Annotated in this window: 22 protein-coding genes and 1 tRNA gene; 13 read left to right on the forward strand and 10 right to left on the reverse strand. The window is 68.7% G+C overall.

The features are described 5' to 3' along the window. Nucleotides 1-80 precede the first annotated feature (80 nt). Genes A6B37_RS13870 through A6B37_RS13885 form a run of 4 tightly spaced genes read left to right on the forward strand, consistent with a single transcriptional unit; the run spans nucleotide 81 to nucleotide 3,177 of the window. A complete protein-coding gene (locus A6B37_RS13870; protein ID WP_111826078.1) occupies nucleotides 81-1,085 on the forward strand; it encodes a tripartite tricarboxylate transporter substrate binding protein in 1,005 nt (334 codons plus the stop codon). A gap of 42 nt (nucleotides 1,086-1,127) precedes the next feature. Further along, nucleotides 1,128-1,571, forward strand: coding sequence for a MaoC family dehydratase N-terminal domain-containing protein (locus tag A6B37_RS13875; protein ID WP_102773237.1), 444 nt, complete (start codon nucleotides 1,128-1,130; stop codon nucleotides 1,569-1,571). 10 nt (nucleotides 1,572-1,581) lie between these two features. Next, complete coding sequence (locus A6B37_RS13880; protein WP_102773236.1) at nucleotides 1,582-2,001, forward strand: MaoC family dehydratase; 420 nt, start codon at nucleotides 1,582-1,584, stop codon at nucleotides 1,999-2,001. Nucleotides 2,002-2,010: 9 nt separating this feature from the next. Further along, nucleotides 2,011-3,177, forward strand: a complete 1,167-nt coding sequence (locus A6B37_RS13885) for a CaiB/BaiF CoA-transferase family protein (RefSeq protein ID WP_246842470.1) — start codon at nucleotides 2,011-2,013, stop codon at nucleotides 3,175-3,177. A 63-nt stretch (nucleotides 3,178-3,240) separates the two neighbouring features. Here the strand turns inward: A6B37_RS13885 and A6B37_RS13890 are convergent, their stop codons facing one another. Genes A6B37_RS13890 through A6B37_RS13900 form a run of 3 tightly spaced genes read right to left on the reverse strand, consistent with a single transcriptional unit; the run spans nucleotide 3,241 to nucleotide 6,412 of the window. Then, nucleotides 3,241-4,248: a tripartite tricarboxylate transporter substrate binding protein gene (locus tag A6B37_RS13890; protein ID WP_111826079.1), complete on the reverse strand. Its 1,008-nt coding sequence runs from the start codon at nucleotides 4,246-4,248 to the stop codon at nucleotides 3,241-3,243. A gap of 25 nt (nucleotides 4,249-4,273) precedes the next feature. Then, nucleotides 4,274-5,431: an acyl-CoA dehydrogenase family protein gene (locus tag A6B37_RS13895; RefSeq protein ID WP_111826080.1), complete on the reverse strand. Its 1,158-nt coding sequence runs from the start codon at nucleotides 5,429-5,431 to the stop codon at nucleotides 4,274-4,276. Between the two features lie 12 nt (nucleotides 5,432-5,443). Then, nucleotides 5,444-6,412, reverse strand: coding sequence for a tripartite tricarboxylate transporter substrate binding protein (locus tag A6B37_RS13900; protein ID WP_246842471.1), 969 nt, complete (start codon nucleotides 6,410-6,412; stop codon nucleotides 5,444-5,446). Between the two features lie 116 nt (nucleotides 6,413-6,528). Between A6B37_RS13900 and A6B37_RS13905 the strand changes: the two genes are divergently transcribed. Then, the gene (locus A6B37_RS13905; RefSeq protein ID WP_111826082.1) at nucleotides 6,529-8,655 is read left to right on the forward strand and encodes an acetate--CoA ligase family protein; all 2,127 of its coding nucleotides are present in this window, start codon (nucleotides 6,529-6,531) and stop codon (nucleotides 8,653-8,655) included. A 17-nt stretch (nucleotides 8,656-8,672) separates the two neighbouring features. Then, entirely contained in the window at nucleotides 8,673-9,479 is an 807-nt protein-coding gene (locus A6B37_RS13910; protein WP_102773231.1) for an enoyl-CoA hydratase/isomerase family protein, read from the forward strand. An 8-nt stretch (nucleotides 9,480-9,487) separates the two neighbouring features. Here the strand turns inward: A6B37_RS13910 and A6B37_RS13915 are convergent, their stop codons facing one another. Then, nucleotides 9,488-10,222 (reverse strand): IclR family transcriptional regulator, encoded by a 735-nt coding sequence (locus A6B37_RS13915; protein ID WP_102773230.1) that lies wholly within the window; start codon nucleotides 10,220-10,222, stop codon nucleotides 9,488-9,490. A gap of 75 nt (nucleotides 10,223-10,297) precedes the next feature. Here A6B37_RS13915 and A6B37_RS13920 point away from each other — a divergent pair, with 75 nt between their 5' ends. Continuing rightward, a complete protein-coding gene (locus A6B37_RS13920; RefSeq protein WP_102773229.1) occupies nucleotides 10,298-11,026 on the forward strand; it encodes an enoyl-CoA hydratase/isomerase family protein in 729 nt (242 codons plus the stop codon). Nucleotides 11,027-11,084: 58 nt separating this feature from the next. Here A6B37_RS13920 and A6B37_RS13925 read toward each other — a convergent pair. Beyond that, nucleotides 11,085-11,159: transfer RNA gene (locus A6B37_RS13925), tRNA-Arg, on the reverse strand. 234 nt (nucleotides 11,160-11,393) lie between these two features. Here A6B37_RS13925 and A6B37_RS13930 point away from each other — a divergent pair. Further along, the gene (locus A6B37_RS13930; protein WP_111826083.1) at nucleotides 11,394-12,296 is read left to right on the forward strand and encodes a c-type cytochrome; all 903 of its coding nucleotides are present in this window, start codon (nucleotides 11,394-11,396) and stop codon (nucleotides 12,294-12,296) included. 265 nt (nucleotides 12,297-12,561) lie between these two features. Here A6B37_RS13930 and A6B37_RS13935 read toward each other — a convergent pair whose 3' ends face one another. The 4 genes from A6B37_RS13935 to A6B37_RS13950 all read right to left on the reverse strand — a co-directional run bounded on the left by A6B37_RS13935 (nucleotide 12,562) and on the right by A6B37_RS13950 (nucleotide 17,249). Continuing rightward, nucleotides 12,562-14,076: a 3-hydroxyacyl-CoA dehydrogenase gene (locus tag A6B37_RS13935; protein ID WP_111826084.1), complete on the reverse strand. Its 1,515-nt coding sequence runs from the start codon at nucleotides 14,074-14,076 to the stop codon at nucleotides 12,562-12,564. Nucleotides 14,077-14,113: 37 nt separating this feature from the next. Beyond that, entirely contained in the window at nucleotides 14,114-15,343 is a 1,230-nt protein-coding gene (locus A6B37_RS13940) for a CaiB/BaiF CoA-transferase family protein (RefSeq protein WP_102773227.1), read from the reverse strand. 105 nt (nucleotides 15,344-15,448) lie between these two features. Continuing rightward, the gene (locus A6B37_RS13945; RefSeq protein ID WP_102773226.1) at nucleotides 15,449-16,597 is read right to left on the reverse strand and encodes an acyl-CoA dehydrogenase family protein; all 1,149 of its coding nucleotides are present in this window, start codon (nucleotides 16,595-16,597) and stop codon (nucleotides 15,449-15,451) included. 28 nt (nucleotides 16,598-16,625) lie between these two features. Continuing rightward, nucleotides 16,626-17,249 carry a TetR/AcrR family transcriptional regulator gene (locus A6B37_RS13950; RefSeq protein ID WP_102773225.1) on the reverse strand — a complete coding sequence of 208 codons (624 nt, stop codon included), beginning with the start codon at nucleotides 17,247-17,249 and terminating at the stop codon, nucleotides 16,626-16,628. Between the two features lie 177 nt (nucleotides 17,250-17,426). Here A6B37_RS13950 and A6B37_RS13955 point away from each other — a divergent pair, with 177 nt between their 5' ends. After that, nucleotides 17,427-18,398 carry a nitronate monooxygenase family protein gene (locus A6B37_RS13955; RefSeq protein WP_111826085.1) on the forward strand — a complete coding sequence of 324 codons (972 nt, stop codon included), beginning with the start codon at nucleotides 17,427-17,429 and terminating at the stop codon, nucleotides 18,396-18,398. After that, on the forward strand, nucleotides 18,395-19,135 hold the full coding sequence (locus A6B37_RS13960) for an enoyl-CoA hydratase-related protein (RefSeq protein WP_102773223.1): 741 nt from the start codon (nucleotides 18,395-18,397) through the stop codon (nucleotides 19,133-19,135). The genes A6B37_RS13955 and A6B37_RS13960 overlap by 4 nt, the downstream gene beginning before the upstream one ends. 184 nt (nucleotides 19,136-19,319) lie before the next feature. On the opposite strand, the gene A6B37_RS13965 is transcribed toward A6B37_RS13960, so the two are convergent. Beyond that, a complete protein-coding gene (locus A6B37_RS13965; protein WP_111826086.1) occupies nucleotides 19,320-20,153 on the reverse strand; it encodes an enoyl-CoA hydratase/isomerase family protein in 834 nt (277 codons plus the stop codon). A 101-nt stretch (nucleotides 20,154-20,254) separates the two neighbouring features. On the opposite strand from A6B37_RS13965, the gene A6B37_RS13970 reads away from it, so the two are divergent. From A6B37_RS13970 to A6B37_RS13980, 3 genes are all read left to right on the forward strand, one after another. After that, nucleotides 20,255-21,118, forward strand: coding sequence for an NAD(P)H-hydrate dehydratase (locus tag A6B37_RS13970; RefSeq protein ID WP_168202194.1), 864 nt, complete (start codon nucleotides 20,255-20,257; stop codon nucleotides 21,116-21,118). Nucleotides 21,119-21,268: 150 nt separating this feature from the next. Beyond that, on the forward strand, nucleotides 21,269-21,502 hold the full coding sequence (locus tag A6B37_RS13975) for a hypothetical protein (protein ID WP_102773220.1): 234 nt from the start codon (nucleotides 21,269-21,271) through the stop codon (nucleotides 21,500-21,502). A 367-nt stretch (nucleotides 21,503-21,869) separates the two neighbouring features. Next, complete coding sequence (locus A6B37_RS13980) at nucleotides 21,870-23,483, forward strand: ABC transporter substrate-binding protein (protein ID WP_111826087.1); 1,614 nt, start codon at nucleotides 21,870-21,872, stop codon at nucleotides 23,481-23,483. Nucleotides 23,484-23,524 lie beyond the last annotated feature (41 nt).

Here is a 23,524-nt window from a genome sequence, read left to right on the forward strand (position 1 = left end):
GGAAATTACGCTGTGTCGTAGTACTATACGAAATGCCGTAGTTAATTCCAACAGATTTTTTGACCTGGGAGGAGACACCCATGAACATTCAGAATGGCGGCCGCCGGTCGGCTACGGGTCTGGGACGGGTTGCGCTGCTGCTGGCGCTGGGGTGTACGGCGGCCGTCGCGCCCGCGCATGCCGACACCTATCCGGCTCGCGCGATGACCATTGTTTCGGCCGGCCCCGCGGGAGGCATCACCGACCAGGTCAGCCGCCTGATCGGCAGCAAGGTCGCGCAGCGCCTGGGCCAGCCTGTGGTGATCGAGAACCGGCCGGGCGCGGGCGGCAATCCGGCCGCCGAGCACGTCGCCAAGGCCAAGCCCGACGGCTACACCCTGCTGATGGGAACGCAGGGAACCCAGGCCACCAACCAGTACCTCTACAAGTCCCTCAGCTTCGATCCGGCGAAGGACTTCACGGCCGTGCACGCCGTGATCGCGCTGCCCAACGTGCTGGTGGTCAACGCCGATCGTCCGTACCGCACGGTCAAGGAAATGGCGGAGTACGCGGCGCGCAACCCGGGACGCATTACCGTGGCCAATGCGGGCAACGGCACGGGCTCCCATCTGGCGGCGGAACTGTTCCAGACGGTGGCGGGCGTGCAGTTCACGCACGTGCCCTATCGCGGCAGCCCGCCGGCGATCAACGATCTGCTGGGCGGCCAGGTCGACGCCTCGTTCGACTATCCCGCGACCACGCTGGGGCATATCCGCAGCGGCAAGCTGCGCGCCCTGGCCACCACCGGCGCCGCCCGGCTGGCGCTGCTGCCCGACGTTCCGACCATCGCCGAAGCCGGCTACCCCAAGGCCCAGTCGATGTCATGGATAGGCCTGTTTTTCCCCGCCAACACCCCCAAGCCCATCGTCGAGCGCTGGCAGGCCGAAGTGGCGCGCGCGCTCCAGGACCCGGCGGTGATCGACGCGCTGACCCAGATGGGCGGCGCGCCGCTGCCGGTCGGCGGCGAAAAGTTCGAGGAAATGATCCGGACCGAACGCGTCAAGTGGAAATCCATCATCGAACGCACTGGCGCCCGGGCCAGTTGATTCCCGCAGCATCCGGCATGTCCGCCACCCAAGGAGACTCCCTTGCTTGATAAGAACCTGATCGGCCAATCCCTCGGCACGCGCAGCATCGCCGTCGAGCCCGGCCGCCTGCGCTTTTTCGCCAAAGTGATCGGCGAGACCGATCCCGTCTATCTGGACGAAGCCGCCGCGCGGGCGGCGGGACACCCCGCCCTGCCGGTGCCGCCCACCTTTCTGTTCTGCCTGGAGATCGACGCGTTCGACTCCATCGGCACCGCCCGCCTGACGCGGTTGGAGGAAAGCCGCATCCTGCACGGCGAGCAGCGTTTCACCTACCACGCCATGGCTTACGCGGGCGACACCCTGACGTTCGACCTGACGATTGCCGACGTCTACCAGAAGAAAGGCGGCGCGCTCGATTTCCTGGTCAAGGACACGCGCGTGACCAACCAGCACGGCCGGCACATCGCCGACCTGCGCTCCATCGTCGTGCAACGCAACGCCTGAAGGAACGACCATGACTCTTCCCAGCTTCGACAAGCTGGCGGCCGGCGACCGGCTGCCTACCCTGAAACTGCCGCCGATCTCGCGCAAGACGCTGGCCCTGTACGCCGGCGCGTCGGCCGACCATCACCCCATGCATATCGACCTGGACTATGCGCGCAGCGCCGGCGTGGACGATGTCTTCGCGCACGGCATGCTGTCGGCGGCCTATGTGGGCCGCATGCTGACCGACTGGGTGCCGCAGCAGCGCATCCGCAGCCTGGCCTTGCGCTTTACCGGCATCATGCAGCTATATGCCGAGCCGACCTGCACCGGCGAAGTCGTCGAGAAGATGGAGGAAGGCGGAGAACGGCGCGTGCGCCTGGCGCTGCGTTGCGCAGACCAGCACGGCGCCGAGAAAATCGTCGGCGAAGCCGTCATCGCACTGGACTGACGAGGCCGTATGCATATGAACCGAGACAAGCAGGAACCCGTCCGCGGCAATGTGCTGGAGGGCGTGCGGGTGATCGAGATCGCGGGAATCGGGCCCGGCCCGTTCTGCGCCATGCACCTGGCCGACCTGGGCGCGGACGTGATCACCGTGCAGCGGCCCGACGGCCGCGCCGGCAGCCTGGGATACGAAACCAGCATCCAGCGCGGCAAGCGCGCCATCGCGCTGGATCTCAAGACCGACGAGGGCCGCGACACGCTGCTGCGCCTGGTCGAACACGCCGACGTGCTGATCGAGGCCATGCGCCCCGGCGTGGCCGAACGCCTCGGGCTGGGACCGCAAGCGTGCCGCGCGCGCAACCCGCGCCTGGTGTACGGCCGCATGACGGGCTGGGGCCAGAGCGGGCCGATGGCGCAGATGGCCGGACATGACGCCAACTACATCGCCTTGTCCGGCGCGCTCTGGAACGCCGGGCCGGCCGACGCCGTGCCGGTCACGCCGTTCTCGGTGGTGGGCGATATCGCCGGCGGCGCGCTGTACCTGTCCATAGGCATACTTGCCGGCGTGCTCAAGGCCCGCCGCAGCGGCCAGGGCTGCGAGGTGGACGCGGCCATCGTCGACGGATCGGCCCACTCCCAGCAATTGCTGCTGGCCGCCCGGGCCAAGGGCATCATCGCCGCCGAACGCAGCCGGAGCCTGCCGAACGCGGCGCCGTTCTACGCCAGCTATCGCTGCGCGGACGGCGGCTTCATCACGGTCGGCGCCATCGAGCCCCAGTTCTATGCGCTACTGCTCGAACGCCTGGAACTGGCCGGCGACCCGGAGTTCGCCGATCAATGGGACAGGTCTCGATGGCCCCGCCGCAAGGAACGCCTGCAGGCGCTTTTCGAGCGCCGCAGCCGCGCCGAATGGTGGGCCGTGTTCGAGGGCAGCGACGCCTGCGTCGTGCCGGTGCTGGAACCCGGCGAGGCCGCGCTCGACCCGCACAACCGCGCGCGCGACATCTACTTCGAGCGCGACGGCTTCCTGCAGGCCGCGCCCGCGCCGCGCTTCGACGGGGCGCGCGCCGAACCGGGGCCGGTGCCGCGCGCCGGCCAGCACACGCGCGAAATCCTTGCGGTCCTGGACGAGCATGGGTCGGGCGCCGTCTGGCGCGACGCCGCAGGACCGCGCGATTGACGTCCACGCCAAAGGCCGCGGCGCCCCTGCGGACGCCGCGGCCTTTGCTTGCGCGCCGCCGGGCTACTGCGGCTGTATGTTTTCGCGCCGCACCAGTTCGGCCCAGCGGGCCAGCTCGGATTTGACGAAATCGCCGAATTCGGCAGGCCCCATCGGCTGGATTTGCAGTCCCATTTCGGCCAGCCGCGCGGCCACGTCGGGACGCGCCGCCGCGTCCAGCACGCTGGTCCGCAGCTTTTCGATGATGGGCGCGGGCGTCCCGGCCGGGGCCATGATGCCGAACCAGAAGCCCACCTTCTCCACCGAGGGATAGCCCTGCTCGGCCATGGTGGGCACGTCGGGCAGCGCCGCCAGCCGCTTGGGAAAGACCACCGCCAGCGCCTTGGCGCGCTTTTGCTGCACGATGGGCAGCGACGAGGTGATGGACGCGAACAGCAGCTGGATATGCCCTGCCATCAGGTCGGTGACGGCGGGGCCGCCGCCCTTGTACGGCACCGGCGTCATATGGATGTCGGCGGCGGTCTCCAGCATGCGCGCGGCCATGTGGATCTGGCTGCCCGAGCCGAGCGAACCGTAGTTGATCGAGTTGGGCCGCGCTTTGGCGATGCGCACCACGTCGGCCACGCTGTCGGCCTCGAAGCCGGGATTGGCCAGCAGCACCATGGGCGCGGCGCCCAGGAAGACGACGGGCGCGAAGTCCCGCACCGTGTCGTAGGGCAGCGACTTCACCAGGAAGTTGTTGCTGACGTGCGAGTCCAGCGTGACCAGCAGGGTATAGCCGTCGGCCGGGGCGCGCGCCGCCGCCGTGGTGCCGATCACGCCGTTGGCGCCGGCGCGGTTTTCCACCACGACGGGTTGGCCCCATTGCTCGGACAGCGCATTGCCGATCAGGCGGGACAAGGAATCCGAGAATCCGCCCGCCGCGAACGGCACGATCAGGCGCACCGTCCTGGCCGGATAGTCGGACGCGCCCTGCGCGGCCAGGGCTGGGGCGGCCGCGATCAGCCCCGCGGCAAGCAGGGCGCGCATCGCGGCGCGAAGAGTATGGCGTCGGCTGGGTTTCTTGAGCATGATCTTCTCGGACGGACAGGAATGCCTAGCGAAGTGCGGAAAGGCCGAGCGCGCTCTGCGCGATCAGCATGCCGATGATCTGGTTGGTGCCTTCCCCGATGCTCAGGTGGCGCGCATCGCGGTAGTGGCGCTCGACCGGAAACAGCGAGGTGTAGCCGGCGCCGCCATGCACCTGCAGCGCCGTCTCGGCCACGCGCAGCGCCGCGTCGCTGGCATGGCGCTTGGCCATGGCGCACAGGGTGGTGTTGTCGGGCGCGTTGCGGTCCAGCGCGTCGGCCGAGCGGTGCGCCAGCAGCCGCGAGGTCTCGACCATGGTCATCATGTCGGCCACCATCTGCTGCACCAGCTGGAACGAACCGATGGGCCGCCCGAACTGCACGCGGTCGCGGGCGAAGCGCACCGCCGCTTCGAGCGAGGATTCGGCGATGCCCAGCGCCGAGAACGCCACCACCGAGCGGCCGATGTTCAGGTACTTCTTCGCGATCGAGAACGCCTGCCCGGGTTCGCCGATCAGGTTTTCGGCCGGGACCTCGACGTCCTCGAACAGCAGCTCGCCCAGCGGGCAGCAGTGCATGCCCATCTTTCCCAGCGGCGTGCACGAGAAACCCGGCATGGCACTTTCGAACGCCAGGCACGACACGCCGGCCACGCCGTCGTCCGAGACCGTGCGCACGAACACGATGCCCAGGTCGCAGATGGGTCCGTTGGTGATGTAGATCTTGCGTCCGTTGATGCGCCAGCCGCCGGACGCGGTGCGTTCGGCGCGCGTCTGCACATTGGCCGCGTCGGACCCGATGCCGGGTTCGCTCAAGGCGAAGCAGCAGATCGCCTGGCCTTCCAGGATGCGCGGCAGGTACTTGGCGCGCAGCGCCGGACTGCCGGCGCCGGCCAGCACCGACGCCGCCAGGTTGCTCACGCTGAGCATGCCGCGCAGCGACGGCCACACCCGGGCGACCTCGGCGACCAGCGTGCCATACGTGAGCATCGACAGGCCGAAGCCGCCCTCCTCCTCGGGCAGCAGGCCGCCGATCAGGCCATAGTCGCGCATGGCGGCCACGACGGCGCGCGGCACCGGCGTCTTGGCCGCCTCGTACTCATCCACCAGCGGCGCGACCTCGGATTCGAGATAGCGCCTGAGCGAATCCTGCAGCGCCGTTTGGGTCGGGTCCAGAGCGAAATCCATGACGTGGGTCTCCTATTTGGCTTGTTCGAATTCCGGGGCCGTGACCACCTTCTTCCACTTGGCCACCTCGGCCTGCATGAATGCAGAAACCGCTTGCGCGCCGCCGGTCAGCGGCACGATATGCAGACGCTTCAGAAAGGCCTGTGTCGCTTCTTCCTTGGTGATGTCGTCGACCTCCGCCGCCAGCCTGGCGATGACCTCGGGCGGCGTGCCGGCCGGCGCCATCAGGAAGAACGTGCCCGTGGTTTCGAAACCCTTGAGGCCGGCTTCGCTTATGGTGGGCACCTCGGGCAGGTCGGCGTTGCGCGTGGCGCTGCTGACCGCGATGGGCCGGAACTTGCCCGCCTCGATGAACGCCATTGCGCCCGCCATGTTGTCGAACAGCACGTCGACGTCTCCCGCCAGCAAGGCCTGCTCGGCCGGCGGCGCGCCCCGGTAGGGAACGTGCGTCATCCGCACGCCGGCCATCTGCTTGAACAGTTCGCCGGTCATGTGCATGGACGAGGTCACGCCGGGCGAACCGAAAGTGACGTGCCTGCGCTTGGCCTCGGCGATCAGGTCCGCCACCGAACGGACCGGCGAGCGCTGCGCCACCACCAGCACGTTGCTGGCGTATCCCAGCATGGCGATCGGCGCGAGATCGCGTTCCCATTGATAAGTCGTCTTGCCCAGCGCGGTGTCGACGGCTATGCCGGTGGTGCCTAACATCAGCGTGTAGCCGTCGGGCCGGGCGTTGGCCGTGGCCTGTACCGCGATGGCGCCGCCCGCGCCGGTCTTGTTCTCCACCACGAAAGACTGGCCCAGCTTCTCCGCAAGGCGCTTGGCGTAGTGCCGCGCCAGCAGGTCGGTCCCTCCTCCGGCGGCGAAGCCGACCAGCAGGGTGACCGGCTTGGCGGGATAGGTTTGAGACTGCTGCGCTTGCGCAGGGGCAATGCCGCCCGCGCAGGACCATGCCAGTACGGCGGCCATCAATAGCCTCATGATGCGTCTCCTTTGGTTATGCGCACGATATTCGTACGATATTTCGTACATCACTACGACCTAGTGTAGAATGATTTTCAGAATTTCGTAAATACCTACGACACCACGGAAATCAAATGACTTCAACGACCTGCGAATTTCCCGATCTGGCGAGACTGGTGCGGCCTCGCAATGTGGTTGTGGTACTGGGCTCCCAGCGCCCGAACAGCGAAGGCGCCCGCCTGCTGGAGAACCTGTCCGCGCATTCGCGCCTGGAGGGCGAACTTTTCGTGGTCAATCCGCCCATGCGCGGCGACGGCCCCTTCCGCTGCTGGCCGTCGATCGCCGCCCTGCCGGACGCGGACATCGACGTGGCCTTGATCATTCTGAGAGCGGCCCACGTGATGGACGCCTTGCGCGACTGCGCCGCGCGCGGGATCCCATTCGCCGTGGTCATGTCGTCGGGTTTCGCCGAAGCCGGGCCCGAGGGCCAGGCGCTGCAACAGGAGATCGCGGACCTGTGCAGGCAGACGGGGCTGCGGGTCTACGGCCCGAACTGTCCCGGCCTGTCGAACTTCCGCGATCGGATGGGCATGACGATCTCGCCGGCCTTCAAGTCCGACAGGAACGTCGGCACGATAGGCATCGTCACCCAGGGCGGCGGCGCGGGCCGCAACGTGGTCCAGGGGCTGTCGTACGGAGCCGGCGCGGCAATGTGGCTGTCGGCGGGCAACGAGGTCGACCTGGGCGCGCCGGACTTCATCGCCCACATGGCCAACGACCCCGGCGTGCGCGTGATCGCCGTTCTGCTCGAAGGAATAAAGGACGGCCGCCGCCTGGTCGCCGCGCTGGAACTGGCGCGCTCGCGCGGCAAGCCGGTGGTGATCCTGAAGATCGGCCGGTCGGAGTACGGCATGCGCGCGGCCCAGTCGCATACGGGCTCGATCACCGGCGCGGCCGACGTCAACAGCGCCATGTTCGCGCAGTTCGGCGCGATCGAAGCCCATGACATGGACGAGCTGGTGGCCCTGGCGCGCCTGGCCGACGGCGGCCGCCTCCCGGCCTCGGCAGACCTGGCGGTGGTGACCTTCTCGGGCGGCGCGGCCGCGATGGCCGCGGACCAGATCGGGCTGCAGGGCCTGCGCCTGGCGCAGTTCTCGCCGGCCACCACCGAGCATCTGCGGACCAGCCTGCCCGACTATGCGGCCATCTCCAACCCGGTGGACGTCACCGCCGAAGCCCTCAAGAGCATCGACGGCCTGGCTTCCTGCCTGCGCGCGGTGGCCGACGACCCGGCGGTGGGCGCCGTGGTCGTCCCGATCCCGGCGGACTATGCCGAGCTGACCGATGGAATCGCGCGGGCCATCGTCGATGCGGCCGCCGACGCCGCCAAGCCCATCTTGCCGGTCTGGATGAGCCGGCGCCTGGGCACCGGCTTCGAGCGCCTGGAAAGCCAGGGGCTGGCTCCCTTCCTGTCCTTGACCACGGCCCTGGCGGCCTTGCGCAAGGTCATGCCGCGCGGCCTGCTGTCCGGCCTGGACGCCGCCCCGGGCGGGCCGGCTTGCGCGGAACCCGCGGCGGCGCAAGCCGTGGCCTGCACCGAGAGCGCCGCCAAGGCGATGCTGCGCGAGGCCGGCATCCCAGTGCCTCAGGGCAGGCTGAGCCGCTCGGCCGCCGAAGCGGCCGAGGCGGCGCAGGCCATCGGCTTTCCCGTCGTCCTCAAGATCGCCAGCGCGCAGATCCCGCACAAGACGGAAGTGGGCGGCGTGCGCTTGGGCGTCGGTTCGGCCGGCGACGCTGCCGAAGCCTACGAGGCGCTGGTGCGGCAGGTCGGCGCGCGCCGCCCGGACGCCACGATAGACGGGGTGCTGGTGGAAAAAATGTTCCATGACGGCGGGCGCGAAATGCTGGTCACCGTCCGCGCCGATCCCATGTACGGGCATGTCGTCACCGTCGGCCTGGGCGGCATATTCGTCGAACTGCTCAAGGACGTGGCGCACCGGGTGCTGCCGATCCAGGCCGCCGACGTGCGCGACATGCTGGCCGGGCTGAAGCACCGCGCCTATCTGGGCGCGTTCCGCAATCTGCCGCCCATCGACGCCGAAGCCTTCGTGCAGCTGGTGCTGCGCATCTCGGAATTCGTGTCGGGGCGTCCCGAGCTGCGCGAAGCCGAGTTCAACCCCGTCTGGGTCGGCCCGCCCGGCGAAGGCGCCTGGGTGCTCGACGCCCTGATACTGACTTCCCCCGACGTTGAACGTCGTTAACCACGAGGACGAACGCCATGTACGAAGGCCTGCAGTACGAGATGTCGGATGGTGTGGGCACCATCACCCTGGATCGGCCGCAATACAAGAACGCCATCGATATCCCCATGCGCAGTTCCCTGCGCGAGCTGCTGCGCGCGCTGCGCCAGGAACGCGAACTGAAGGTGCTGGTCCTGACGGGCGCCGGCGGCAACTTCTGTTCCGGCGGCGACCTGAACGCCTTGCGCAACAGCGCGGCGGCCGGCGAGGCGACTGCGCCCGGCCGCCGCCAGCGGCTGGTCGACCTGCACGACGTGGTGGCCAGCCTGGTGGAGTTCGACCGGCCGGTGATCGCGGCGGTGGAGGGCGTGGCCTATGGCGCCGGCCTCGGCCTGGCCATGACCGCCGACCTGGTGCTGGCCGCCGACGACGCCCGCTTCTGCATGGCCTTCGGACGCCTGGGCGCGGTGGCGGACTTCGGGACGTTCTACACGCTGCCGCGCCTGGTGGGCGTGCAGCGGGCCAAGGAACTGCTGTTCTCGGCGCGCGAGTTCGGCGCGGCCGAGGCGCGCGCCATGGGGCTGGTGCTGGAAACGCATCCGGCCTCGCAGGTGCAGGAGCGGGCCCGGGCCATCGCGCGCTGCCTGGCCGAGGCCTCGCCGGTGGCGCTGAGCATCACCAAGCGCGCGCTCAACGTCTCGCTGCGCAGCGACCTGCAAACCATGCTGATGCTGGAAAGCGACGGCCAGGGCGTGGCGATGAGCACCGACTACCACACCATGGCGCTGCAGCGCTTCTTCGACAAGAAGGGCCCGCCGTTCCAGTGGCCGGCGCAGCGACCATGAAAGCCGCGTCAGGCCTGCAGCGAGTCGCGCACCTCGAACAAGGCCTGCAGATAGGCCTTGCGATGCTTCTCGACGCGTTCGGCAGGGCCGGCCAGCGACAAGGCCACCGGCTGGTCGCCCAGCGTGCCGGTCACGGCCAGCGCGGTCACGCCTTCGGCGCCTTCCCCGCGGGACTCATACCAGCCCTGCTTGCGCCCCTGGGCCAGGTCGGCCTGCAGTTTCTTGGCGCTGGTGATCGTGTCGGGCGTGAAGGGCTTGAATTTGATCTGCTGGATCTGCGCCTGCATCTCGTCGTCCGGCAATTCGGCCAGCAAGGCCTTGCCGATGGCCGATGCATGCAGCGCGATCCGGTCGCCCACGTTGACGATATAGCGCAGCGGCCGGCGGCTGGGCTGCGCCGCCACCACCTTGACGGCGGAGCGGTCCATCACGCCGAAGAACGCGCTCTCGTTGGTGGTCTCGACCAGTTGCTGGACGGCTTCCTTGGCCGAACGCGTCAGCGGGTCGTTCTCGGCGATCTGGCGGGCAATTTCGTACAGGCGCGCGGTCGGGTAGAAGCGGCGGCTGCGGGGCGCGCGCATCAGATAGCCCAGCGTGTGCAGCGTGTTCATCAGGTCCGAGCAACTGCTTTCGGCCAGCGACAGCATGCGCGCCATCTCCGAGTTGGACAGTTCGCGTTTCTCACGCGCGAAGATCTCAAAGGCGGCCAGCGTGCGAGCAGCGGCTGGAATCAGTGTAGGCATGTCGAAATTCCCAAAGGCGGCCCGTTTGGAAGCAGGGCGCCACATATCATAATGCGCAACCGATGAGGCCTTTCGATGGACGGCTTTTCCCAACTGCAGTTGCACGTGCAGGATCACATCGCCACCCTGACCCTGGACAATCCGCCGGTCAATGCGCTGAGCCGCGACCTCAACGATGAGCTGACCCGGGCGCTGGACATGCTTTCGGATGTCGACGACGTGCGCGTCGTGGTGCTCACCGGCGCGGGCAAGGTATTCTGCGCCGGCGCCGACCTGAAGCGCCGCGCCGAGAACACGGCCGGCCTGGGCGGCCTGATCGCCCACTCCCGACGCACCCGCGAGTGCTTTCATGCGATCCGCGAATGCGCCAAACCCGTCATCGCGGCGATCAACGGACCGGCGCTGGGCGCCGGCCTGGCCATCGCGGCTTCGTGCGACATCCTGCTGGCCTGCGACAACACCGTGCTGGGCCTGCCAGAGATCGACGTCGGCGCGATGGGCGGCGGACGCCATGCCATGCGGCTGTTCGGCCATTCGCGCACGCGCCGCATGATGCTGACCGGCGAACGCGTCCCGGGGCCCGAGCTGTACCGGCTGGGCATCGTCGAGGCCTGCACGGCGCCCGGCGAACTGCTGCCGGCGGCCCTGGCCATGGCCGCCACCATCGCGTCCAAGCGCCCGGCGGCGACCAGGCTCGCCAAGCACACGCTCAATACGATCGAGGATATGAGCCTGCGCGACGGTTATCGGTACGAGCAGGACATGACGGCAGTTCTTGCCAAAGGTGGGGATGTGCGCGCCTGAGAACGGGCCCTGGATGAGGCCCCGGCGCGGGCCTGAAATAAGCTGGCCGCAGATGCTGTGGCGCGCCCGACAGGAATCGAACCTGTATCAAGAGCTTCGGAAACTCTCATTCTATCCATTGAACTACGGGCGCAGCGCAAGGGAGGCGGTATTGTACCCAGTTTTCGCCAGCCTGCATGAAATGGATCAAAGCGGCCGGCAAACTCAGCGAAAACCCGGCGGTTGCGCTGGCCCCGCGTCTATGACACCGTTATATAATCCAGCGTTTGCTTGCACGGCGGGCCGTCATTGCCGCCGACTTTTGTGCAGTACTGATTTTCTGTTGCCGCCGCCAGGCGCCCCCGGTACCCGTTAGCAGGATTTGGTCATGAGCAACGAGCAGGAACACATAGAAGAGCACTCCTCCCCCATCAAGACCCCGAAGCAACTGATCGTCACGGTCGTACTGGCTTTCGTGGTTCCCATCGCCATCATCATCCTCCTGGTGAACATGGTGGCCACAGGCAATAAAGTCGGCGCCGGCTCGGACACGCTGTCCAACGAAGCCGTCGCCAGGCGCATCGCCCCGGTCGCGGGCTTCGAACTGGTCGACGCCAACGCGCCCAAGGTCTTCAAGACCGGCGAACAGGTCTTCGCCGCCGTCTGTACGGCCTGCCATACCGCCGGCGTCGCCGGCGCGCCCAAGGTCGGCGACAACGGCGCCTGGGCGCCGTTCATCAAGGCCGGCTACGACGCCATGCTGAACGTGGCCCTGCACGGCAAGGGCGGCATGCCCGCCAAGGGCGGCAACCCGGCCCTGTCCGACTACGAAGTCGCGCGCGCCGTGGTCTACATGGCCAACAAGTCGGGCGGCTCCCTGCCCGAACCCGAAGCGCCGGCCGAGGGCGGCGACAAGAAGGAAGCCGCCGCCGCACCGGCCGCTGCTCCCGCCCCCGCCGCCGCGCCTGCGGCCCCCGCGCCCGCCGCGGCGCCGGCTCCGGCCGCGCAGGCGCCGGCCCCGGCCGCCCCGCAGGCCGCCGCCACCGTCAACCCGGCCGGCGAAAAACTGTACAAGAGCGTCTGCTTCGCCTGCCACGCCACCGGCGTGGCCAATGCCCCCAAGTTCGGCGACAAGGCCGCCTGGGAGCCCTACATCAAGACCGGCATGGACGCCATGGTGAAGGTCGCCATGCAGGGCAAGCCGCCCATGCCGCCCAAGGGCGGCGCGGCCGATGCCTCCGAAGAGGACATCCGCGCGGCCGTGCAGTACATGGTCGACGCCGCCAAGTAAGCGGCGGCCGATACGAAAAAGCCCCTCTCGCGAGGGGCTTTTTTGTGTGTGCCGCGACGGGGTAGGATGGGTGCAGCGCGAGATTTCTTGACCAAGCACCCCGATATCGAGCGCGCGAAACCCATCAGGCGGCGCCAGCCGCCGCCTTTCGTCGCATGCCGCTGTTTGGCCTCTGGCCGCGAAACCCGGCGGCTTGCGCCGCCTGATGGGTTACGCGCGCTTGATACTTGAGTTCTTTCTTAAGGTTTCTCGCGCTGCACCCATCCTACGCCTGCGTCAGCGGCATGTTCAGCTGCACGCGGCGCTGCAGCCACAGGCTGGGGCGGTAGCGCGGGTCGCCGGTGACGCGTTGCATGCTCTTGAGGATTTCCAGGATGCGGTCGGCGCCCAGCTTGTCGCCCAGCGCCAGCGGGCCCGTCGGATAGCCCAGGCCCAGCGTCACCGCCAGGTCGATGTCCTGCGGCGTGGCGATTTTCTGCTGCGCGATGTCGCTGGCGATGTTGACGATCATGGCCACGATGCGCTGCGCGATGAAGCCGGGCGAATCCTCGATCACCGTGACCGGCACGCCGTCGGCGGCCAGCAGCGCGTGCGCGGCGTCGCGCCATTTTTCTTCGGTGGCCGGCGAGACCATGATGGTGCGGCGCTTGGCGCTGTCGAAGGCATATAGCGTGTCCAGGCCGACGGTGCGCGCGGGGTCCAGGCCCTGGGCCGAGACCGTGGTGGAGACGTCCTCGCCGAACGGCGTGACGACGATCAGCGCGTCGGCGTCGGGCGTGGAGCCGCTCAGCAGGCGGGCGTCCAGTTTTTCCAGCAGCGCGATGGCGCGCGCGTAGCCTTCGGGATGCTTGGGGCTGACCCAGACCTTGAGGTCGGCGGGCAGCGCCGGCACCGGCGGCTCGGCCGGCACCTGCTTCTGGCCGTCGGCGTAGACGTAGAAGCCCTCGCCGGCCTTGCGGCCGATCAGGCCGCCGGCCAGGCGCACGGTGGTGATGGGCGACGGGCGGAAGCGCGGCTCGTCGAAGAACTGGCGGTAGATCGACTCCATGACGGGATGCGACACGTCCAGCGCCGTCAGGTCCAGCAGCTCGAACGGGCCCATGCGGAAACCGGCCTGTTCGCGCATCACGGCGTCGACCTGGGCGAAGGACGCCACCGCCTCCTGCGCCACGCGCAGGCCTTCGGTGTTCATGCCGCGCCCGGCGTGGTTGACGATGAAGCCGGGCATGTCCTTGGCGCGCACCGGCGTGTGGCCCATGCGGCGCGCCAGCTCGGCCAGCGTGTCGCCGACTTCGGGCGCGCTGCGCAGGCCGTCGATGACTTCGACCACCTTCATCAGCGCCACCGGGTTGAAGAAGTGGTAGCCGGCCACGCGCCGCGGATGCTTGCAGGCGGCCGCGATGGCGGTGATGGACAGCGACGAGGTGTTCGAGGCCAGGATGCAGTCTTCGGAAACCACGCCTTCGAGCGCGGCGAACAGGTCGCGCTTGACGTCCAGGCGCTCGACGATGGCTTCCACCACCACCTGGCAGCTGGACATGTCGGTCAGGGCGGTGGCCGATTCCACGCGCGCCAGCGCGGCCTGCGCGTCGGCGGCGCTCAGCTTGCCCTTCTGGGCCAGTTTTTCCCAGGTCTGGCGCAGCGACTCGCGCGCGTTGGCCACGGCCTCGGCGCTGGTGTCGTACAGGCGCACGCGCAGGCCGGCCTGCGCCGCGATCTGCGCGATGCCGCGCCCCATGGCCCCGGCGCCCACGACGCCGATGGTTTGAATCTCCGTCATCAACTCTCTCCTGCCTGTGGTCTATATGGAATTGGGTTCAGGGCCGGCTCTGCGCCAGCGCCTCGATTTCTTCGGCCGACAGCCCCAGCCGCTCGGACAGCACCTGCGCGGTGTGCTCGCCCAGCATGGGCGGCGGGCGGCGGTATTCGACCGGGCTGCCGGAGAACTTCAGCGGGCTGGCCGCCATCGGCACCTTGCCGGCGGCCGGATGGGGCAGTTCGCGCTTCATGCCGCGCGCCAGCACGTGGGGGTCTTCGTAGACCTGGTCCAGCGTGTTGATCGGGCCGGCCGGCACGCCCACGCTTTCCAGGGCCGCGAGCCAGTGGTCGCGTTCGCCGGTGGCCATGCGCTCGGCCAGAAGCGGCACCAGCTCCTCGCGGTTCTTCACGCGCTGCGGATTGGTGGAGAAGCGCGGGTCGGCCGACAGTTCGGGCAGGCCGATCACGCCGCAGTAGTTGCGGAACTGGCTGTCGTTGCCCACCGCCACGATGAGGTGGCCGTCGCTGGCCGCGAACACCTGGTACGGCACCAGGTTCTGGTGCGCGTTGCCGGCGCGCCGGGGCGCGACGCCCGAGGTCATGTAGTTGAGGTTCTGGTTGGCCAGCATCGCCACCTGGCAGTCCAGCAGCGCCATGTCGATGTGCTGGCCCAGGCCGCTGCGCGCGCGTTCGTGCAGCGCGGCCAGGATGCCCACGGTGGAATACATGCCGGTCATCAGGTCGGCCACGGCCACGCCGGCCTTCTGCGGACCGCCCCCGGGCAGGTCGTCGCGCTCGCCGGTGATGCTCATCAGGCCGCCCATGCCCTGGATCATGAAGTCGTAGCCGGGACGGCTGGCGTACGGGCCGTTCTGGCCGAAGCCGGTGATGGAGCAGTAGATCAGGCGAGGATTGATTTCCTTGAGGCTGGCGTAGTCCAGGCCGTACTTGGAAAGGCCGCCGACCTTGAAGTTTTCCACCAGGATGTCGCACTGCTGCGCCAGTTCGCGCACCAGTTCGGCGCCGCGCGGCGAGGCGATGTCCAGCGCCACCGACAGCTTGTTGCGGTTGGCCGACAGGTAGTAGGCCGCCTCGCTGGTGTCGTTGCCGGCCTCGTCCTTCAGGTAGGGAGGCCCCCAGGCGCGCGTATCGTCGCCCGAGCCGGGCCGTTCGATCTTGATCACCTCGGCGCCGAGGTCGGCGAGATTCTGGGTGCACCAGGGGCCGGCCAGGACGCGCGTCAGGTCGAGCACACGTATGCCGGTAAGGGGAGCGGGACGTTGCGACATCGGTAATCTTTTCGCTAGAAGAGAATGAGGACGCCCGGCTCGCGGCGGCGCGCGAGCCGGGCCGGATCGACGTAGGTCAAGCTGGATATTAGCCCGGACGCAGGCTCAGGAATGCGCCTTGATCGTTTCCCGGGCGATGACCAGCTGCTGGATCTGCGAGGTGCCCTCGAAGATGCGGAACAGCCGCACGTCGCGGTAGAAGCGCTCCACCGCGTATTCGGACATGTAGCCGGAGCCGCCGTGGATCTGCACCGCGCGGTCGGCCACGCGCCCCACCATCTCGGTGGCGTACAGCTTGCAGCAGGCGGCCTGCATGGTGGTGTTCTCGCCGCGGTCGCGCATGCGCGCGGCGTCCAGCACCATGCAGCGGGCGGCATACAGCTCGGCCTGGCTGTCGGCGATCATGGCCTGGATCAGCTGGAATTCGGCGATGGGCTGGCCGAACTGCTTGCGTTCCAGCGCGTACTTGACGGCGTCGCGCAGCAGCCGCTCGGCGATGCCCACGCACAGCGCCGAGATGTGCAGGCGGCCCTTGTCCAGCACCCGCATCGAGGTGCGAAAGCCGTTGCCTTCCTCGCCGCCCAGCAGCGCGCTGGCCGGCACGCGGCAGTTGTCGAACACCACGTCGCTGGTCAGCGCGCCGGCCTGGCCCATTTTCTTGTCGGGCTTGCCGATCGACAGGCCCGGCGCCCCGGCCTCGACCAGGAAGCACGAGATCGAGCCGGCGCGGCGCTCGGGCGCGGTGCGCGCCATGACCGAGAACAGGCCGGCGATGGGCGCGTTGGTGATGAAGCGCTTGGTGCCGTTGAGCACGTACTCGTCGCCGTCGCGCACCGCCGACAGGCGCAGCGCCATCGCGTCGGAGCCCGCGTCCGGCTCGGTCAGCGCGAACGAGCCGATCAGTTCGCCGCTGGCCAGCCGCGGCAGGTAGCGCTGGCGCTGTTCATCCGTGCCGGCCAGCACAATGGCCTGCGAGCCGATGCCGATATTGGTGCCGGCCAGCGAGCGGAACGCGGGCGAGGTCTCGCCCAGTTCGAAAACCACGCGCACTTCCTCTTCCATGGTCAGGCCCAGGCCGCCGTAATCCGGCGAGATGGACAGGCCGAACAGGCCCAGGTCGCGCATTTCCGCGACGATGTCGGGCGGCACCTGGCCGCTGGCGGCCAGTTCTTCTTCGGCGGGGATCAGGCGTTCGTGCACGAAGCGGCGCACCGCGTCGAGCAGCAGGTTCAGGGTTTCGGTGTCGAGGGCCATGATGGAAGTCTCAAAGGTGTGGCGGGGCTCAGGCGCGCATGCCGCCGATCAGTAAATCGAAATAGCCGGCGGCGATGCCTTCCGCCGTTTCGCCCTGGCCGGGCTTGTACCAGCGCACCATCCAGTTCAGCATCGACAGCACCGCGCGGCCGGCGGCGGGCACGTCCAGCGGCCGGAACGCGCCTTCGGCCACGCCCTGGGCGATGACCTCGCGCAGGCGCTGCTCGTAGCCGTCGCGCAGGCGCGCGGCGTCCTCGCGCTCGGCCAGCGCCATGCCGGAATAGCCGATCAGCATGGTGACGAATTCGGGCTGGTGCTGTTCGAAATAGCGCGCATGGGCCAGCATGAAGGCGCGCAGCCGCTCGCCGGCGCCGTCGGCGCGGGCCAGCGCCTGGCCGACGGCCTGCGTCAGCCCGCTCAGTGCGGCCAGGATGATGGCGTCGTAGATGTCCTGCTTGGTGGTGTAGTAGTGATAGATCGCCGCCTTGGACACGCCCAGCGCGGCGGCCAGGTCGGACACGGAGCTGCCGTCATAGCCGCTGCGGGCGAAGAGCTTGGCGGCTTCTTCCAGGATGCGTTCGCGCGGCGCCGCCAGGGACGGCGGACGGCCGGCGCGGGCGCGTTTCTGGGCGGGAGGGGCGGAGGTCGCCATGGCAGCCTTTTCAGGGCCGCGCCGGCGCTGGCGGAAGCCCGGACCGGGCTCCATTGACAGCGCTTCGGCGCATGCCGTTTAATAAAGATTAATTAATTACCGGACGGTCGGTAGATAATTATAGGCACACCCGCCTGCAATGCTCAAGCCCTCGGACTTCTTTTCGCGACGACGCTTATGCCCCACTCTCTCGTGACTGATTTGTATGGCCAGATGTCCCTGCCGGTGATCTGCGCCCCCATGTTCATCGTGTCCAATCCGAAGCTGGTGGTGGCGCAGTGCACCAGCGGCATCGTGGGCGCGTTTCCGGCGCTCAACGCGCGCCCGCAAAGCCTGCTGACCGACTGGCTGGACGAAGTCCAGGCCGGGCTGGCCTCGTACCGCGAAGCCAATCCGGGCGCCAAGGTGGCGCCGTTCGCGGTCAACCAGATCATCCACCAGTCCAACGACCGGCTGGACCAGGACCTGGCGGTGTGCGCCAGCCACCGGGTGCCGCTCGTGATCACCAGCCTGCGCGCCCCCGGCGACCTGGTCAAGGGCATACACGACTGGGGCGGCAAGGTGTTCCACGACGTGACCACGCTGCGCCATGCCGAAAAAGCGCTGGAGGCCGGCGTGGACGGCCTCATCCTGGTGTGCGCGGGCGCGGGCGGCCATGCCGGCACGCTCAGCCCCTTCGCGCTGGTGTCGGAAGTGCGCCGCTTCTACGACGGCCCGCTGATCCTGTCGGGCGCCATCACCTCGGGCGCGCACGTGCTGGCCGCGCAGGCCATGGGCGCGGACTTCGCCTACATGGGCACGCGCTTCATCGCCAGCGCAGAGGCCAACGCCAGCGACGGCTACAAATCCGCCATCGTCGAGGCCAGCGCCTCGGACATCCTCTACACGCCGTTCTTCACCGGCATCCCGGGCAACTACCTGAAGGCCAGCATCGCCGCCGCCGGCCTGGACCCGGCCAACCTGCCGGCGCCGGAAAGCGGCGCCTCCAACTTCGGCAGCACCCGGGTCAAGCCCTGGAAGGACATCTGGGGCGCGGGCCAGGGCGTGGGCGGCATCGCCAGCGTGCTGCCCACGCGCGAGATCGTGGACACCCTGCGCCGCGAGTACGCCGAGGCCAAGACGCGCCTGGCGGGCGGGGATTTCGCATGAGCGCGGGACTCAACGTGGCGCGCGACGGCGCCGTCCTTACGCTGACCATAGACCGTCCCGACCGCCGCAACGCGCTCGACGTCGCCACCTACGCGGCGCTCAGCGAGCAGCTGACGCTGGCGGGCGGCGACCAGACGCTGGCCGCCGTGATCCTGACCGGCGCGGGGGGCAACTTCACGGCCGGCAACGACCTGCGCGACTTCCAGGTCGAACGCGGCGCCGGCGACAGCGCCGGCATGACCTTCCTGCGGGCCCTGATCGGGACCGACGTGCCGGTCATCGCCGCGGTCGAGGGCCATGCCGTCGGCATCGGCGTGACGCTGCTGCAGCATTGCGATTTCGTCTACGTCGGCGAAGGCGCCAGCCTGCGCATGCCGTTCGTGGCGCTGGGCCTGTGCCCGGAAGGCGCCTCCAGCCTGCTGCTGCCGCGGCTGGCGGGCGCGCGCCGCGCCGCCGAATGGCTACTGCAGGGCAAGGCGTTCTCGGCGCAGGACGCCGCCCAGGCCGGCCTGGCCACCGCGGTCACCCCGTCCGGACAGGCGCTGGCGGCCGCCCAGGCCGCCGCCGCCGACCTGGCGCGCCAGCCCCCGGCCGCCCTGCGCCTGACCAAGGCCATGCTGCGCCGCCCGGACCGCCAGGCCATCGAGGAAACGCTGGATTACGAAGCCCAGCAGTTCCGCGTGCGCCTGCAATCCGAAGAAGCGCAGGCCGCGTTCGCGCGGTTTTTCAAGAAATAGGGGTTGGGGGTGGCCGATGGGTTTCGCGCGCTCGGCAGTCGTGTTCTTGTGATGAGGGCGGCGCGCTATACCCATCCTACGGGCGGATCGCGACGTAGGATGGGTGCAGCGCGAGACCGTCTACGCAAACAACCAAGCGCCGAACGCGCGAAACCCATCGGCCGGCGCCAGCCGGCATCCCCCCTCAGAACGGCGAATCCGGCCGGAAGTTCGGCGCCCGGCGTTCGCGCAGGGACTGGATGCCTTCGCGCACGTCCGGGCCGCCGAAGCCCATGAATTCCAGGGCCAGCGAGGTATCGAAGCTGGGGCCGGCCATGCGCAGCCAGTTGTTCAGCGAGTACTTGGTCCAGCGGATGGCGGTCTGGGAGCCGGCCGCCAGCCGGTTGGCGATCTCGAAGGCGCGGCCGATGAGTTCGGCCTCGTCCACGCACAGCGACACCAGGCCGATGCGCTCGGCCTCTTCGCCGGTGACGGTTTCGCACAGCATCAGGTAGTACTTGGCGCGCGCCATGCCGCACAGCAGCGGCCAGACGATGGCGGCGTGGTCGCCGGCCGTCACGCCCAGGCGGGTATGCCCGTCGATGATGCGCGCGTCGCGCGCGGCGATGGAAATATCGGCCAGCAGCCCCGCCACCAGGCCCGCGCCCACCGCTGCGCCGTGCATGGCGGACACGATGGGCTTGTTGCAGTTGATGATGTTGTAGACCAGGTCGCGCGCCTCGCGCCAGACGCGGGCCCGCACGTCGAAGTCATCGGCCATCTGCTGCACCAGGTCCAGGTCGCCGCCGCCCGAGAAGCCCTTGCCTTCGCCGCGGATCACCACCACGCGGGTGTCCGGATCGGTGTCGATGTCGCGCCAGATGTCGGCCAGTTCGCGGTGCATGCGGTCGTCGGCCGTGGACAGCTTGCCCGGCACGCCGCCGCGCGAGCCCATGATGAGTTCCAGCACGCCGCCCGGGTGGCGGCGCAGCTTCAGGGCCTCGTAGGCCGCATAGTGTTCGAGGGTGATGTCGGTCATTGTCTGCTCCATGTCGTTATTCCCGGGCGCCGGGCCGTTGCGGCGCACTATAGTGGATACCGGCATCTACCTTAAGCCGAATCCGTCCGGAGCCCCAGCCCATGAACACTTCCGCCCCGCCGCCCGGCGGCATGATCGACCCGGCCGCCCTGCCCGCCCTGTTCGCCCCACGCGGCCCGGACACGCACAAAGGCAGTTTCGGCACCGTCGGCGTGGTGGGCGGCGGGCCGGGCATGACCGGCGCGGCGCTGCTGGCCGCGCGCGCCGCGCTGAAAACCGGCGCCGGCAAGGTGCTGGTCGGCTTCGCCCAGGAGGCCGCACCGCTGGCCTGCGACCCGCTGCAGCCCGAGCTGATGCTGCGCGACGCCCGCTCGCTGCTGGAAGCGGACCTGGGCGTCACCGCCTGGGTGGCCGGCTGCGGCATCGGCACCGGCCTGCAGGCCGCCAATATCCTGTCCGAACTGTTCGTATTGCGGCGCGAGGCGCCGCTGGTGCTGGACGCCGACGCCCTGAACCTGCTGGCGCGCGGCGAGATCCAGCCCGGCTGGGGCGCCGGCCCGGTGGTGCTCACCCCCCATCCGGCCGAGGCGGCGCGCCTGCTGGGCGCCGGCACCGCCGACGTCCAGGCGGACCGGCCGGGCGCGGCCCGCGAGCTGGCCCGGCGCTACGGCGCGTGGATCGTGCTCAAGGGCGCGGGCACCGTGGTGTGCTCGCCGCAAGGCGCGCTGCGGACCAACCCCAGCGGCAATCCGGGGCTGGCCACCGCCGGCACCGGCGACGTGCTGGCCGGGATGCTGGGCGCGCTGCTCGCGCAGCAGTTGCCGCTGGAGCAGGCCGTGGCCGGCGCCGTCTGGCTGCACGGCGCGGCGGCCGACGCCCTGGTGGCCGCGGGCATCGGGCCCATCGGCCTGACGGCGGGGGAGCTGGCCGACGCCGCCCGCCGCCTGCGCAACGGCGGCCGATAAGGCGCTTTCCCAGGGGAAATGTCCCGTAAGTGCCTGCCGCATAAACATTTTTACAACATACTAGGGGTTTACCCTAAAAGACTCGTTGCTTTTATCCTAGGGTTATCCCTATAATGGTTTACCCCATGACGAAACGGACTGGAGAAAGCCATGAGCGAACTGACCCTGAACCACACTGCCCGCCTGACCGACGCGCTGGAGCGTGACCTGCTCCGCGGCGCTCTCGAAAACCAACCGAATGCCCATCCGCTGACCAGCCTGAAGAAGGCCGGCAAAGCCGTGATCGGAGCCGTTGCCGCCGTGCTGTCCTTCATCGACGAAGTGAACGATTCGATGAACAAGGCCCGCGCCGCCAGCTCGCGTTTCTCCGGCTCGCAGTGGTAAGCCCTGCCGCGCCGGCCTGAATCGCGATCGATCTCCCGCGATCAGTCTGGCGCGCCCCGCCTGCCGGGACATCGGCAGGCGGCCTTCGGCGCCGCGACCCTCACCGCAGCGCCTTCGCGCCGCGCCGGCCCTGTATTCCGGGGCCCCCGCGACGCCCTCTCTCCCCTTCCTCTCGGCGTTTTCCCTAGCGCCGCAATCGCCGTTGCAGATTGACAGCGCGCGAAGCGCCTACCGATAATCGGCCCCTTGCCGTCGTGCCTGGCGCCAAAACTCCCTGAGCTCCCCAGCGGGCGGCCCGCCTGCGCGGCCGGCGCAGGCGGTTACGCGCAAGCACGATCCGGTTCGTTCCCCATCCGGAGTTGTCACCATGAAGTTGCGCACCACGCTGGCCCTTGCGGCCGCCGCCATTCCCTTGGCCGCCGCCCAGGCCCAGACGCTGAAGATCGGCCTGTCGGCCGAACCCACCTCGGCGGACCCCCACTATCACAAGATGACGCAGAACGATGCGTTCTCGGCGCACGTCTACAGTTCGCTGGTGGGCCGCAGCGCCGACATGAAGCTGGTGCCGGCGCTGGCCACCTCGTGGAAGACCCTGGACGACAATACCTGGGAATTCAAGCTGCGCGACGACGTCAAGTTCTCCAACGGCAAGCCGTTCACGTCCGAGGACGTGCTGTTCACCATCTGCCGCACGCTGAACAACGAAACCAACGTGTCGCAGTCCTACATGGACATGACCAAGCGCATCACCGACGTGCAGACGCCGGACGCGCACACCGTGATCATCAAGACCGGCGAGCCGTTCCCGCTGATGCCGGCCGAACTGGCCCGCTCGCTGCCCATCATCTGGAACGGCATCGTCGAGCACGGCAAGCTGACGTTCGATCCCAAGAAGGGTTGCGGCGTCACCGGCGCCTGGCCCACGGTGGCCGACTTCAACAACGGCAAGGACGCCATCGGCACCGGCCCGTATACCCTGAAGTCCTACGTCAAGGGCACCGGCATCGAGCTGGTGCGCAACGAGAACTACTGGGGTCCCAAGCCCTACTGGAAGGAAGTGAAGTTCGTGCCGGTGCCCTCGGCCGGCCCGCGCCTGACCGGCCTGCTGTCGGGCGACTTCGACATGATCGAAAACCCGGCCGCGCGCGACCTGCCGCGCCTGAAGGACAATCCGAAGTTCGGCTTCGTGGCCACGCCGTCGACCCGCCTGGTGTTCTTCCAGCCGGACGTCGCCCGCAACCCCAGCCCCTTCGTCAAGAGCGCCGACGGCAAGAACCCGCTGCAGGACCTGCGCGTACGCAAGGCGATTTCGATGGCCATCGACCGCAAGGCCATCACCGCCCGCATCATGGACGGCATGGCCACCCCGGCCTACCAGTACATGCCCGACGGCATGTTCGGCGCCCTGCCCAAGGCCCCGGAAATCAAGTACGACCCCGAGGGCGCGAAGAAGCTGCTGGCCGAGGCCGGCTACCCCAACGGCTTCGAGCTGACCCTGTCCTCGACCAACGACCGCTACGTCAACGACGGCCAGGTGGCGCAGGCCGTGGCCCAGTACCTGGCCCGCGTCGGCATCAAGACCAACGTGGACGCCATGACGGCTTCCATCTATTTCCCCAAGCGCGCCAAGCGCGAGTTCAGCTTCTCGATGGGCGGCTGGCCGGCGGAAACGGGTGAGGCCTCGGCGCTGTTCCAGCTGTGGGTGGCCTCGCTGGATTCGCCCAAGAGCCTGGGCACCAGCAACTACGGCGGCTTCAGCAACGCCGAGTTCGACAAGGTCTACAAGCAGGCCATCGTGACGGTGGACGCGCCCAAGCGCGAGCAGCTGCTGCAGCAGTCCACCCAGATCGCGCTGGACAACGTGCCGCTGATCCCGCTGCACTTCGAAAGCAGCATCTGGGCCTTCCGCAAGGGCATCACCTACGAAGGCCGCCGCGACCAGTACACGCTGGCCACCTCGGTCACGCCCGACAAGAAGTAATCGGGTCCGTCCGAACCTGAAAACGGCTGCACGCGGGCAGC

Origin of the sequence: Achromobacter sp. HZ01, from assembly GCF_003267925.1 — a bacterium.
GTDB classification, from domain to species: Bacteria; Pseudomonadota; Gammaproteobacteria; order Burkholderiales; family Burkholderiaceae_B; genus Achromobacter; species Achromobacter pulmonis_A.